A 13,508-nucleotide genomic window follows, 5' to 3' on the forward strand; every position below is an offset into this window, starting at 1 on the left:
CTCTGGACCTTGATCAAAGGTCTAGACTTGGTGCCATGAACACTCCCCACACCTCCATGACCATCGGCGCCGTTGCCCGGCGCGTCGGCGTCGCCATCGACACCATTCGCTACTACGAGCGCGAGGGGCTGTTGCCCGAGCCGTTGCGTCGGGCATCGGGTTATCGCAGTTATGACGAAGGAGCGGTGCGGCAGCTGCGCTTTATCCGCCGCGCGAAGGATCTGGGCTTCACGCTCGAGGAGATCCGCGATTTGCTGGCCTTGTCGGCGGATCGCCATCGGGGCGTCAAAGCGGTGAAGAAACGCGCGGAGGAACGGCTGGCCGCCATCGACGAGCGCATCGCCGAACTGACCCGCGTGCGCGATGGCCTGGAACAACTTATCGAGGCATGCCCGGGCCACGGCTCGCCGGATCAATGTCCGATCCTGAAGGCGTTGACCGATCAGGAAGACGAGGCATGAGCGGGGAGAAGCATGCATGCTGCAGCGCCAACGCAGCGGCCGAGCCGGCGGTGATATCGACTTGTTGCGGCACAGACGCGGCAGAGCCCGCACACCACCAGCATGATCACGGCTCATCTCACCACCACGCGCCTGCTTTGAAAGATCCCGTATGCGGCATGACAGTGGATCCGGCCCACGCCAAGCATCACGCCGAACACGGTGGCGCGACCTACTATTTCTGTGCGCAGCGCTGCAAAGAGAAGTTTCTCGCGGAGCCAACGCGCTATTTGAATCCAGTCTCTGAGCCGACGCCGGTCATCGCAGGCGCGATCTACACCTGCCCGATGCATCCGGAAGTGCAGCAGATAGGTCCAGGCCATTGCCCAAAGTGCGGCATGGCCCTGGAACCCATGATGCCCAGCCTCGAAGACGACGGCCACGAATTGCGTGACATGTCGCGCCGCTTCTGGACGCTTGCCGCGTTGACGCTGCCGGTGTTCCTGCTGGCGATGGGGCCGCATCTGTTCGGATGGCAGTTGCCGGCGCCATGGCATGCATGGTCCGCGTGGGCGGAGGCCGTGCTGGCTACCATCGTGGTGTTGTGGGGCGGTGCGCCGTTCTTCGCGCGCGGCTGGCATTCGCTCAATCCGTGGTCGCCGAACATGTACACGCTCATCGCGCTCGGTACAGGCGTGGCGTGGTTCTACAGCGCTGCTGCGTTTCTCATGCCGTCATGGTTCCCTGCGGGGTTTCACGACATGCATGGACGGGTCGGTGTGTATTTCGAATCGGCGGCGGTGATCGTCACCCTGGTCACGCTCGGCGATTTCCTCGAGCTGCGCGCGCGACGCCGCACGGGCGCCGCACTCAAGGCTTTGCTGGGGCTGTCCCCGAAGACGGCGTGGCGCATCGAAGCCGACGGCACCGAACATGATGTGCCGATCGAAGCCGTCCACGCCGGCGATCACTTGCGCGTGCGCCCCGGCGAAAAAGTGCCGGTGGACGGCGTCGTGCTCGACGGCAGCAGCCATGTGGACGAGTCCATGCTCACCGGTGAACCGCTGCCGGTCGCCAAGCGCAAGGGCGAGCCGGTGACGGGCGGCACGGTGAACCAGGATGGCGCGCTGCTCATGCGCGCGGAAAAAGTTGGCGCCGCTACCGTGCTCTCGCAGATCGTGACGCTGGTGGCGCAGGCGCAACGCAGCAAGGCGCCGCTGCAGCGTGTGGCCGACCGCGTGGCCGCCTGGTTCGTGCCTGCCGTGGTCGCGGTGGCGTTGCTGGCCTTCGTGTTGTGGGCTTGGCTCGGGCCCGAGCCCAAGCTTGCCTATGCGTTGATCGCGGCGGTCTCCGTGCTGATCATCGCGTGCCCCTGCGCGCTCGGCCTGGCCACACCGATTTCCATCATGGTGGCGAGCGGTCGCGCCGCGCAGAACGGCGTGCTGTTCCGCGATGCGGCAGCCATCGAATCGCTCCGCGCCATMGACACGCTGGTGGTCGACAAGACCGGCACGCTGACGGAAGGCAAGCCAGCGCTGAAGGTGGTCGTGAGCCTGGGTGAGGTGCCGCGTGCGCAATTGCTTGGCATGGCGGCGGCCCTGGAACGGCTCAGCGAACATCCGCTGGCGCGAGCCATCGTCGTCGGCGCGGAAGCGGAAGGCATCGTCGTGCCGCAGGCCTCGCAATTTCGCAGCGTGACGGGTGCCGGTGTGGAAGGCGAAGTGGACGGACACGCGGTGACGCTGGGCAACCATCGTCTGTTGTCCAATGCCTGCGTGCCGCTCGACGACGAGGTGGGCGCGCGCGCCGATGCCTTGCGCGGCGAAGGGGCCACGGTGATGTTTCTCACCATCGATGGCGCACTCGAAGGCCTCGTCGCCGTGGCCGATCGCATCAAGCACAGCACGCCGCAGGCGCTTGCCGACCTGCGGGCGCAAGGACTGCGCATCGTCATGCTCACCGGCGACAACCTGGCCACGGCCGGCGCCGTCGCCAGTGCGCTTGATCTCGACGAAGTGCATGCGGACATGTCGCCTGCCGAAAAAGCAGAGGTGATCCAGCGTCTGCAGAAACAAGGCCATCGAGTGGCGATGGCCGGCGACGGTATCAACGACGCTCCGGCGTTGGCCGTTGCCGATGTCGGCATCGCCATGGGCGGCGGCACCGATATCGCCATGGAAAGCGCCCAGGTGACCCTGGTGAAGGGCGAGTTGAGCGCCATCGTGCGGGCACTCGCGCTGTCGCGGGCCACCGTGCGCAATATCCGCCAGAACCTGTTCTTCGCCTTCGTCTACAACGCCGTGGGCGTGCCGCTGGCGGCCGGCCTGTTGTATCCGTGGCTGGGCGTGGTGCTGTCGCCGATGGTGGCCGCCCTGGCGATGAGCCTGTCGTCGGTGTCGGTGGTGGGCAACGCGCTGAGGCTGCGGCAGGCGTGATAGTTGTCACCTGCGATGGTTGACGCCGCGCCCTGCCGCCAGAATGGGCGCGGACGGATGATCTCTCCCGCACCGATGGGGTGCGGGGAGACATCATCATGAACGTGATCAACAACTCGCGCAGCACGCTGGAAAAGTACATGCCCTTGCTGGTGGGTTTGCTCGCCGCGTGGCTTGCCGGCAAGGCGATCAAGAAAATGTTCTGGACCGCGTTCGGCATGTATTGGGCGCTGAAGGCGACGGGCATCCACTTCTGAGTCGCGGCGTGCATGACCAAGGGCAGGGCATGATAGGTGGCGATACATGCTTTAAGCTGTGCGCCCCTTGCCCCAGGAAACCGCCATGTCCGCCAGCATCGCCTTGATCGCCCGTTATTACGATGCGTTCAATCGCGGCGACTGGGAGGCCATGCTCGACTGCCTCACCGAGGACGTGGCGCACGACATCAACCAGGGCCATCGCGAAACCGGGCGCGACACCTTCCGTGCCTTCCTCGCGCGCATGAATCGAAGCTACCGCGAAGAGCTGCGCGATATCGTGCTGATGGAGAGCGCTGACGGCGCGCATGCCGCAGCGGAATACATTGTCCATGGTCAATATCTCGCCGACGACGAAGGCCTGCCGCCGGCCCGCGGCCAGCGTTATGTGCTGCCGGGCGGGGCCTTTTTCGAGATACGCGATGGTCGCATTGCGCGCATCAGCAACTATTACAACCTGTCCGATTGGATCGCGCAGGTATCTGGCTGAGCCATGGGCGTGCGCATCCTCACCAGTGTCGGCGAGGCGGTAAGGCCGCACCTGGAAGCATTGGCGCGCCTGCGCATCTCGGTGTTCCGCGACTATCCGTATCTGTACGACGGCGACATGGCGTACGAGCAGCGCTATCTGGAAGCGTACGCGCGCTCGCGACGCAGCGTGTTCGTGCTGGCACTCGATGGCGACGATGTCGTGGGCTGCTCCACCGGCATTCCGCTGGTCGACGAAGTGCCCGCCATCCAGCAGCCGTTCGTGGCGCGCGGGATGGTGCTGGGCGACGTGTACTATTTCGGCGAATCGGTGTTGTTGCCGGCGTATCGCGGGCAAGGCATCGGCCACCGTTTCTTTGATGCGCGCGAACACCACGCGCGCTCCCAGCCGGGTTATCGATGGACGGCGTTCTGCGCCGTGGAACGCGCCGGCAACGATGCACGCCAGCCGCCCGGATACCGACCCAACGACGCGTTCTGGCGCAAGCGCGGCTACCAGCGGCAGGACGATATGTTCTGCGAGCTGGACTGGACCGAGCTCGACGCGCTCACGCCTACTACTCATCTTCTGCGTTTCTGGCTGCGTCCGTTGGACGCATGAATACGGCACCTATGACCCGCACTCTCGACGAATGGCTGTCCTACCAGGAACGCGTAAATGTGCGCAGCATCGAGCTGGGCCTCGATCGCGTGCGCGCCGTATGGGAACGCATGGGCGCTCCTGCGCCGGCGCGCCGCGTCATCACGGTGGGCGGCACCAACGGCAAGGGCTCCACCGTCGCGATGCTCGAGGCCATGCTGAGCGCCGCGGGCCAGCGCGTGGGCTGTTACACCTCGCCGCATCTGCTGCGCTACAACGAACGCATCCGCATCGACGGACATGAAGCGCACGACGAAGCCCTGGTCGCCAGTTTCGAGCGCATCGAGGCGGCGCGCGGCGAAATCTTGCTGACCTATTTCGAGTTCGGCACGCTGGCCGCACTGGATCTGTTTGCGCGCGCCGGCCTGGACCTAGCGGTGCTCGAAGTCGGTCTGGGTGGCCGACTTGATGCGGTGAACATCATCGACGCCGACGTGGCCGTGATCACCACGGTCGATCTCGATCACATGGATTGGCTGGGCCCGGACCGCGACAGCATCGGCGGGGAAAAGGCGGGCATTGCGCGGGCGGGGCGCCTGGCCGTAGTCGGTGAAGCCGATCCGCCGTCGGGTCTGCTGCAGGCGCTGGAACGTATCGGCGCAAACGTCGAGCGAGCCGGCGTGGAATTCAGCGTGGAGCGACTATCGTCCGGCTGGCAGTGGCGTCATCGCGATGGCACGACGTGGACGCTGCCCGATCCCGCGCTGGCCGCACCCGTGCAATACGCGAATGCGGCTGCAGCCATTGCCGCGCTGTACGGCTTGCAACAACAAGATGCGGTGCTGGCGACGAAGGATCTCGCGCTTGCCGCCGCGATCGGCGTGCGGACCGCCCAGGTAGCGGCGCGACTGCAGGTGCTGGCAGGCGATCCCGCCCTGGTGGTGGACGTGGGCCACAACCCGCAGGCGGCACGTGCGTTGGCCGAGTGGCTGGATGCGCGTCCCGGCATCCGTGTGCATGCCGTCTATGGCGCTCTGTCCGACAAGGATGTGGCCGGCGTGATCGGCGCGCTGGGCACGCGCATCGCGCACTGGCATCTGGCCGGGCTGGCTCAGGACTCGCCGCGCGGACTGACTGCCGAAGCGCTGGCCGAGCAGCTGACGGCTGTGCTGCCCGGTGCTGGCTATGAGGTCCATGCCGACGTCGGCACTGCACTGAAGGCGGCGCGATCTTCAGCCAGGCCCGGCGAATGCGTGCTCGCTTTCGGCTCGTTTTTCGTCGCGGCGGCGGTGCTTGCTGAATCGGGTGGGGCCGATTCGGCATGAGCGGCAGCTGGCCCGGCTATAATCGCCCCGTTCTCGCTTCCCCGCCCGCTTGGAGCCCGTCTTGAAAACACGTCTGCTGGGAGCTGCCGTTCTCATCGCGTTGGCTGTGCTGTTTGTGCCGATGTTCATCTCCAGCAACCCGCCGACCACCAGTGGCGACGAATCGGTGAGCCTGGCGATCCCGCCGGCACCCGATCGCGACCTGCAGACCAAGACCATGAGCCTGACGCCGGGCGCGGCTCCCGCTTCCACGGCAGCGGCGGCGCCCAAGCCGGTCGTGCCGGCACCGGCGGCCACGGCCACCCCGGTGGGCTCGTCTGATCAGCTGGCGACGGTGAATATCGGTTCCAACCGTCCCAAGGACGTGGAAACCGACCCCACCGCCGGCCAGAAGCCTGAACCCACCACCGTGACGCGCCCGGGCTCCAGCGCCTCCCAGCCGGTGATCCCGGTGCAGGGCAAGGCCGCGACCGGCGTGACGGGTTCGGCCACCACCACGGCCGGCAAGGCCACCACGCCGGCCGCCATTCCTGCCCAGCAGGAACCGGCCATGCCGCCGGCGACTGCCGCGCACGGTGCGTATTCGCTCAATCTCAGCGCCTATGCGTCCAGCGCCAGCGCCCAGAGCCTGATCCAGCGCGTGCGCGGTTTGGGTTACCCGGCTTCGGGTCGCTCCATCAATCAGGGCGGCAAGCAGCTGACGATGGTGACGGCCGGTCCGTTCGAATCCCGCGCCGCCGCCGAAGCGGCACGCCTGAAGATCACCCAGACCATCCCGGGAGCGCCGGCACGCCTGGAAGGCAGCGCCTCCACGCCCACCCAGGACGATGCACCGGCAGCCAAGCCGGCAACGCCTGCGGCCAATACGGCAGCGGCGCCCGCATCGCATCCCGGCGGCTGGGCCGTGCAGGTGGCCGCCATGGGCAGCCAGAACGACGCCAATGCGCTGCGCGACAAGCTGCGCGCCAACGGCTTCGATGGTTACGTGGATACGGTCAATGCCAACGGCAAGCAGCTGTGGCGCGTGCGTGCGGGTCCGCAGACCCAGCGCGCCGATGCCGTGCGCGTGCGTGACCAGATCAAAAGCAAGCTGGGCGTGGACGGCAACGTCGTCACCGCTCCGTGAACTTCAACCTGAACCAGCGACGGTAAGGTGACCCGGTGAATTGGGCCGATTACATCATTCTTGCCGTACTGGGCGTCTCGGTCTTGATTGGCCTGTGGCGCGGCCTCATTTCCGAGGTGTTGGCGCTGGCCATCTGGATCGTCGCGTTCTGGGTGGCCTGGACCTACGGGCCCAGCGTGGCGGCGTATTTCGAACACAGTATCCAGCTGCCGTCGGCGCGGATCCTGGTGGGCTACGGCCTTTGTTTCATCGTGGTGCTGATCGTGGGTGCGCTGCTGCGCTTCCTGGTGAGCAAGCTGGTGGAAAGTACCGGGTTGTCCGGCACCGACCGCCTGCTTGGCATGGTGTTTGGTTTCGTGCGCGGCGTGCTGCTGGTGACGCTGGCGGTGTTCCTGCTCGGGTTTACCGCGTTCACGCGCGATCCTTGGTGGCACGATTCGGTGTTATTGCCGCAGTTCARGGGAATGGCTGCGTGGCTGGGTGAGCGCGTGCCGGACAACGTCCGTCACTACCTCAATCCGCAGCCCCTGCTAGACCATTTACCCGCCTTGCCAGCGGGCATGCCAGGCGCTTCGCCAGCGACTGGACATGAAACCCATCCCGCGACCGCAACCACGGCCGCTCCGGCAGCGACTTTCTAATACAGGCTTTCAAACCATGTGCGGAATCATCGGCATCGTCGGCACCAGTGAGGTCGCCGCGTCACTTTATGACGGTTTGACCGTGTTGCAGCACCGTGGCCAGGACGCCGCCGGCATCGCCACGGTGGATGGCGCGCGCCTGCGCCTGCACAAGGGCAACGGCCTGGTGCGCGACGTGTTCAACCAGACCTCGATGAGCGGCCTGCGTGGCCGCATCGGCATCGGTCATTGCCGCTATCCCACGGCCGGTTCCGAAGGCTCGGCCGAGGCGCAGCCGTTCTATGTGAACTCGCCTTACGGCATCGCGTTCGCCCACAACGGCAACCTGGTCAACACCGAACAGCTGCGTCGCGAGATGTTCGAAGACGACCGCCGCCACATCAACACSSACTCCGATWCCGAAGTGCTGCTCAACGTGCTGGCKSACGAGCTGCAGATCCAGGATCGGATGGCGCTCACGCCCGACCACATCTTCAAGGCGGTAGCCGGCGTGCATCAGCGCGCAGCTGGTGGTTATGCGTGCATCGCCCTGGTGCTGGGTTACGGCCTGCTGGCGTTCCGTGATCCGAACGGCATCCGTCCGTTGGTGCTGGGCGAGCGCGTGACGCCGGAAGGCCGCGAATACGCCGTGGCGTCCGAGTCGGTGGCGCTGGATATCCTGGGCTTCAAGCGTCTGCGCGACCTGGACCCGGGCGAAGCCGTCATCATCACCGACGATGGCCAGCTGCATGCGCGCCATTGCTCCGAAGGCGCCACGCACGCGCCGTGCATCTTCGAATACGTGTATCTCGCCCGTCCGGACTCGATGATCGAGAACGTGTCGGTGTACAAGGCGCGCCTTCGCATGGGCCAGAAGCTGGCGGAGAAAATCCTGCGCGAGCGCCCGGACCACGGCATCGAGGCAGTGATCCCGATCCCCGACACCGCGCGCACCGCGGCTTCCGCCCTGGCCGAAGCGCTGGGCGTGCCGTTCCGCGAGGGCTTCKTCAAGAAYCGCTATATCGGCCGCACCTTCATCATGCCGGGGCAGGGCGAGCGCGTGAAATCCGTGCGCCGCAAGCTCAATCCGGTCGAGCTGGAATTCCGCAAGAAGAACGTGCTGCTGGTGGACGACTCCATCGTGCGCGGCACCACTTCGCGCCAGATCATCCAGATGGCCCGCGAGGCCGGCGCGCGCAACGTGTACTTCGCCTCCGCCGCACCGCCGGKGCGCTACCCGAACGTGTACGGCATCGACATGCCGGCCGCGTCCGAGCTGGTGGCTTCCGGTCATTCGGAGAAGGAAGTGGAGAAGGTGCTCGGCGCCGACTGGCTGATCTACCAGRATCTGAAGGACCTGGTGTGGGCCGTGCAGGACGGCAACGAGAACCTCAAGCACTTCGACACCTCGTGCTTCTCCGGCGAATACGTCACCGGCCTGGACAAGCAGTATCTGCAGCAGATCGAAATGCTGCGCTCGGACGACGCCAAGGCGGCTCGCCGCAGCGCGTAAGTACGGTCTGCCTCTGCTACCCCTGTGGGAGCGCACCCTGTGCGCGACTGCCTCGACGCAACGTGTCGCATGTCGCGCACAGGGTGCGCTCCCACAGTAAAGTCATAGCGATGACCGACCTCCACGCTGCCGCCAAGCGCTGCCTCGACGCCACCGATCCCGCGGAAAAGCTGCGCCTAACACACGCCACCTGGGAAGCGTTCCTCGCCGGCGAATTGCGCCCCGATGACGCATCGCCCGCGCCCGAGCCGATCGGCGCGCCAGGCCGGCCCGAGTTGCCCCGCCTGGTACCGCAACGACAAGTGCCGCACCGCGGCCTCGGTTCCAACGAGGGGCGCGCCGCGCTGGTACACGCCGTCGCGCATATCGAATTCAACGCGATCAATCTCGCCTGGGATGCTGTCTACCGCTTTCGCGGCAAGCCGTCGGCCTACTACCGCGACTGGGCCAGCTGCGCGAACGACGAAGCACGCCACTTCACGCTGTTGTCTGGCCGACTGGCCGAGCTAGGCCACGCCTATGGCGACTTCGACGCGCACAACGGCCTGTGGGAAATGGCCGAAAAAACCGCCCACCACGACACCGCGCGCATGGCGCTGGTGCCGCGCGTGCTGGAGGCACGTGGTCTGGACGTGACGCCGAGCATGATCGAGCGCCTGCGCTCGGTGGGCGACGATCGCACCGTAGCCATACTCGAAGTGATCCTGCGCGAGGAAGTGGCCCACGTGGCGGCAGGCACACGCTGGTTCCGCCACTGCTGCGAACGCGACGGGCTGGAGCCGCGCGAGACCTTCCTCGACCTGCTGCGCGACTATATGGGTCCCACCCTGCGCGGCCCGTTCAACCGGCCGGCGCGGTTGGAAGCGGGTTTCGATGAGGAAGAGCTCGATCGCCTCACCGAGCTTGCGCTGCAATCCTGAGCTTGGCCGGTGCGGATGCGAGCGGCTGAGCGCGCTACGCCGGGCGGGCAATAAAAAAGCCGGCACTGGGCCGGCTTTTTCATCGAATTTTGGTCGGGGTGACATGATTCGAACATGCGACTTCTACGTCCCGAACGTAGCGCTCTACCAGGCTGAGCTACACCCCGTGGGAGCCGCGTATCTTAATGACACCTCGGAGGCTTGGCAACAGTTGCACGGAAAATTTTCGTCACAAACGTCGGTCGGCGCGTCGCAGGGCGATTGAGCAGGGTCTTGGGGCGGCCTTCTGCTAATCTATGCGGCTCTGTCGGACAGGTTGCCAACCGGCGTTTGCCGACGTTTTTCACACCGCTAAGCAGAGGACTTCATGGCGCTTACCCAGGCCCGCACCATGCCCGGCGTGCTCGAGCTGCTGCCGCTCGACCAGATCGCGTTCCAGCGCATGCTCGACGTGATCCGCCGCAACTATGAGCGCTTCGGTTTTCTGCCGGTGGAAACGCCGGTGATGGAGTTCTCCGACGTGCTGCTCACCAAGACGGGCGGTGAGACCGAGCGCCAGGTGTATTTCGTGCAGTCCACCGGCGCCTTGAACAACGCCGACAAGGGCGAGGGCGTACCCGAACTGGCCCTGCGCTTCGACCTCACCGTGCCGCTGGCGCGCTATGTGGCCGAGCACGAGCGCGATCTGTCGTTCCCGTTCCGCCGCTACCAGATGCAGCGCGTCTACCGCGGCGAGCGTGCCCAGCGTGGCCGCTTCCGCGAGTTCTACCAGTGCGACATCGACGTGATCGGCAAGGACAGCCTGTCGGTGCGTTACGACGCCGAGCTGCCCGCGGTGATCTACAGCGTGTTCCGCGAACTGAACGTCGGCGCGTTCACCATCCAGCTCAACAACCGCAAGCTGATGCGCGGCTTTTTCGAAAGCCTGGGCGTGGTCGATGGCGAACAGCAGACCCTTGTGCTGCGCGAAGTGGACAAGCTCGACAAGCGCGGCGCCGATTACGTGCGCGACACGCTGATCGCCGAGCCGTTCGGGCTGAGTGCCGAGACCGCGCAAAAGATCCTCGACTTCGTGCAGGTGCGTTCCACCTCGCTGCAGGACGCGTTGGACAAGCTCGACGCACTCGGCCCTGGTCCTGAAACGATGGAGCAGGGCCGCGCCGAGCTGAAGGAAGTGCTGCTGCTGATCCATGCGTTCGGCGTGCCGGAATCGCATTACGCCTTGAATCTGTCGATCGCGCGCGGCCTGGACTATTACACCGGTACCGTCTACGAGACGACGCTCAACGATCATCCGCAGATCGGTTCGGTCTGCTCCGGTGGCCGCTACGAAAACCTCGCCGGCCAGTACACCAAGTCGCACCTGCCGGGCGTGGGCATTTCCATCGGTCTCACCCGCCTGTATTGGCAGCTGCGTGATGCAGGGCTGATCGGCACCGCGCGCAGCACGGTCGATGTGCTGGTGACCCAGATGGATCCGGCGCAGCTGCCGGCTTATCTGGCGGTGGCCAGCGAACTGCGCGGCGCCGGCATCGCCACCGAAGTGGTGCTCGATGGCGGCAAGCTCGGCAAGCAATTCAAGTACGCCGATCGCGCCGGCATCCGCTTTGTGATCGTGCTGGGCGAAGACGAGCTGGCCAAGGGCGTGGTGACGGTCAAGGATCTGCGTCGCGAAGACCAGTTTGAAGTGGCCCGCGCCGATCTCATCAAGACTTTGCGCGTGGAACTGGCGCAGGCCGAAATCGGCGCCTGAGCGCGGTTCGCTTTCATCAGATGCCGCCGCAGCCGCCAGGCGCGGCGGCTGACATAGACTTCAAGGCCCGTCCGGGCTGGAGCCAAGCATGACCGCAAAGACGATACTCCTGGACGGCAACAGCCTCACGCGCGACCAGCTGGTCGCGGTAGCCCGACAGGGGCTGCGCGTGGAGCTGGATGAAGCTCAGCTCAAGCGCGTGCAGCGCGCGGCCGATTTCCTCGCCGACAAGGTGAGCTGCGGCGAACCGACCTATGGCGTCACCACCGGTTTCGGCAGCAATGCCGACAAGCTGCTGGGCGCGCATCGCCTGCGCGATGAGCTGCCCGGTGGCAATCCCGACAAACCCGAAGGCACGCTGCTGGAAGAACTGCAGCACAACCTGATCACCACGCATGCAGTGTGCGTCGGCAAGCCGTTCGCGCCGGAAGTGGTGCGCGCCATGCTGGTGATCCGCATCAACACGCTGATGCGCGGCCATTCGGGCATCCGCGTTGAAACGCTGAAGGCGCTCACCGCGATGCTCAATGCCGGCGTCGTGCCGGTGGTGCCGGAGAAGGGTTCGGTGGGCGCCAGTGGCGACTTGGCGCCGCTGTCGCATCTGGCCATCGTGTTGCTGGGCGGTGGCGAAGCGTTCTATCAGGGCGAGCGCCTGGATGGCGCACAGGCGCTCAAGCGCGCCGGCCTCACGCCGATCCGCCTGTCTTTCAAAGAAGGTCTGGCGCTGAACAACGGCACGGCGCAGATGCTGGCGACTGCAGCGCTCGCGCTCGATGAGCTCGAGCACTTGCTGGAGCTCGCCGATCTTGCTGCCGCGATGACGCTGGATGCATTCGCTGGCCGCAGCGGCGCCTTGCGTCCGGAAGTGCACGCGCTGCGTCCGCATCCGGGCCAGGTGGACGCGGCCGCCCACGTGCGCGAGCTGCTCACGGGCAGCACCCTGGTCGATATTCCCTATCACCTGGTGCCACGCTTCAAGCAGTGGTCGGCCGAGGCGTGGGCCGATCCCGCCGATCAGGTACTCACCTTCGATATCGGCTGGGACTGGGTGCCGGCCAACCAGCGTCATGGTCGCGAAGCGTTCTACGCCCGCTTCCTGCCGTTCAAGGGCGGCAAGAAGCACCAGCCGCAGGACGCCTATTGCCTGCGCTGCATGCCGCAGGTGCATGGCGCCGTGCGCGACGCCTGGGCGCAGGCCTGCCGCGTGATCGACGTGGAACTGAACTCCGTCACCGACAATCCGCTGATCTTCCCCGATGCCGAGGACGCCCAGTTCATCGAGGAGCAGGTGATCTCCGCCGGCCACTTCCACGGCATGCCGCTGGCCTTGGCCATGAGCTATGTGAAGGCGGCCATCCCGGTGCTCGCTTCGATCTCCGAGCGTCGCCTCAACAAGCTGGTCGACCCGGCCACCAATGATGGTCTGCCGGCGTTTCTTACCGGCAACGAGGATGGCACCGATTCCGGCTTCATGATCGTGCAGTACACCGCCGCCGCACTGGTGAACGATCTGGCCACGCGCGCGCATCCGGCCAGCGTGTACTCCGTACCGACCAGCGCGAATGCGGAAGATCACGTGTCGATGGGCGCCAATGAAGCGCGTCACGTGCTCGAGATGATGGAAGATCTCGGCTATGTGCTGGCGATGGAGCTGTACACCGCCGCCCAGGCGCTGGATTTCCGCCAGGCCATGCTCAACGCCGCGCGCCGTCTTGCTTCGCGTGGCGACTGGCAGGCCCTGGCCGGCAAGGTGGCCAACGCGCCGCGCGAAGATCATGCGCATTACGCGCAGTTCGTGGAAGAGGTGCAGCAACTCACCGCGGCGCTGACCAATGTCGGTGATTTCCATGCGGGAGAAGCTGTGCGCAAGGCTCACGATGCCTTGCGTCGACGCATTGATTTCATGCCGCGCGACCGGGCGATGGATGGCGATGTCCGCACGATTTGCGAGTTGGTGCGGCAGCGGGTGTTTGCCAAGTAAGCGTCTAAAGAAAGGGTCGCTCAGGCGGCCTTTTTTTTTGGGTGGGTTTGGGCGGATTGAGTCGCGCAC

General features: G+C 65.6%; 12 protein-coding genes and 1 tRNA gene. 12 read left to right on the top strand and 1 reads right to left on the bottom strand.

Features of this window, described 5'->3' with window-relative positions:
- The first annotated feature begins 35 nt into the window (after positions 1–35).
- The 10 genes from AC1DMG_RS14255 to AC1DMG_RS14300 all read left to right on the top strand — a co-directional run bounded on the left by AC1DMG_RS14255 (position 36) and on the right by AC1DMG_RS14300 (position 9,705).
- Positions 36–461: a MerR family DNA-binding protein gene (locus AC1DMG_RS14255; protein ID WP_441603412.1), complete on the top strand. Its 426-nt coding sequence runs from the start codon at positions 36–38 to the stop codon at positions 459–461.
- On the top strand, positions 458–2,875 hold the full coding sequence (locus tag AC1DMG_RS14260; protein ID WP_441603411.1) for a heavy metal translocating P-type ATPase: 2,418 nt from the start codon (positions 458–460) through the stop codon (positions 2,873–2,875). Before AC1DMG_RS14255 ends, AC1DMG_RS14260 begins: the two co-directional genes overlap by 4 nt.
- Before the next feature lie 98 nt (positions 2,876–2,973).
- Positions 2,974–3,132 (top strand): hypothetical protein, encoded by a 159-nt coding sequence (locus tag AC1DMG_RS14265; RefSeq protein WP_441603410.1) that lies wholly within the window; start codon positions 2,974–2,976, stop codon positions 3,130–3,132.
- A gap of 85 nt (positions 3,133–3,217) precedes the next feature.
- Positions 3,218–3,622: a ketosteroid isomerase-related protein gene (locus AC1DMG_RS14270; RefSeq protein WP_441603409.1), complete on the top strand. Its 405-nt coding sequence runs from the start codon at positions 3,218–3,220 to the stop codon at positions 3,620–3,622.
- 3 nt (positions 3,623–3,625) lie between these two features.
- Positions 3,626–4,222, top strand: a complete 597-nt coding sequence (locus AC1DMG_RS14275; RefSeq protein ID WP_441603408.1) for a GNAT family N-acetyltransferase — start codon at positions 3,626–3,628, stop codon at positions 4,220–4,222.
- Positions 4,223–4,233: 11 nt separating this feature from the next.
- Positions 4,234–5,526, top strand: coding sequence for a bifunctional tetrahydrofolate synthase/dihydrofolate synthase (gene folC / locus AC1DMG_RS14280; protein WP_441603407.1), 1,293 nt, complete (start codon positions 4,234–4,236; stop codon positions 5,524–5,526).
- A 61-nt stretch (positions 5,527–5,587) separates the two neighbouring features.
- On the top strand, positions 5,588–6,652 hold the full coding sequence (locus AC1DMG_RS14285; RefSeq protein WP_441611061.1) for an SPOR domain-containing protein: 1,065 nt from the start codon (positions 5,588–5,590) through the stop codon (positions 6,650–6,652).
- A 35-nt stretch (positions 6,653–6,687) separates the two neighbouring features.
- The gene (locus AC1DMG_RS14290) at positions 6,688–7,293 is read left to right on the top strand and encodes a CvpA family protein (protein WP_477180670.1); all 606 of its coding nucleotides are present in this window, start codon (positions 6,688–6,690) and stop codon (positions 7,291–7,293) included.
- A gap of 16 nt (positions 7,294–7,309) precedes the next feature.
- On the top strand, positions 7,310–8,785 hold the full coding sequence (gene purF, locus AC1DMG_RS14295; protein WP_477180671.1) for an amidophosphoribosyltransferase: 1,476 nt from the start codon (positions 7,310–7,312) through the stop codon (positions 8,783–8,785).
- Positions 8,786–8,895: 110 nt separating this feature from the next.
- Positions 8,896–9,705: a ferritin-like domain-containing protein gene (locus tag AC1DMG_RS14300; RefSeq protein ID WP_441603404.1), complete on the top strand. Its 810-nt coding sequence runs from the start codon at positions 8,896–8,898 to the stop codon at positions 9,703–9,705.
- A 90-nt stretch (positions 9,706–9,795) separates the two neighbouring features.
- Here AC1DMG_RS14300 and AC1DMG_RS14305 read toward each other — a convergent pair.
- Positions 9,796–9,872 (bottom strand) — tRNA-Pro (locus AC1DMG_RS14305).
- A 200-nt stretch (positions 9,873–10,072) separates the two neighbouring features.
- Here AC1DMG_RS14305 and hisS point away from each other — a divergent pair.
- Together hisS and AC1DMG_RS14315 are read left to right on the top strand one after the other, a co-directional pair.
- On the top strand, positions 10,073–11,458 hold the full coding sequence (gene hisS, locus AC1DMG_RS14310; RefSeq protein WP_441611060.1) for a histidine--tRNA ligase: 1,386 nt from the start codon (positions 10,073–10,075) through the stop codon (positions 11,456–11,458).
- Positions 11,459–11,546: 88 nt separating this feature from the next.
- Positions 11,547–13,439, top strand: coding sequence for an HAL/PAL/TAL family ammonia-lyase (locus AC1DMG_RS14315; protein ID WP_441611059.1), 1,893 nt, complete (start codon positions 11,547–11,549; stop codon positions 13,437–13,439).
- Positions 13,440–13,508 lie beyond the last annotated feature (69 nt).

This window comes from Dyella sp. 01N36, from assembly GCF_056399745.1.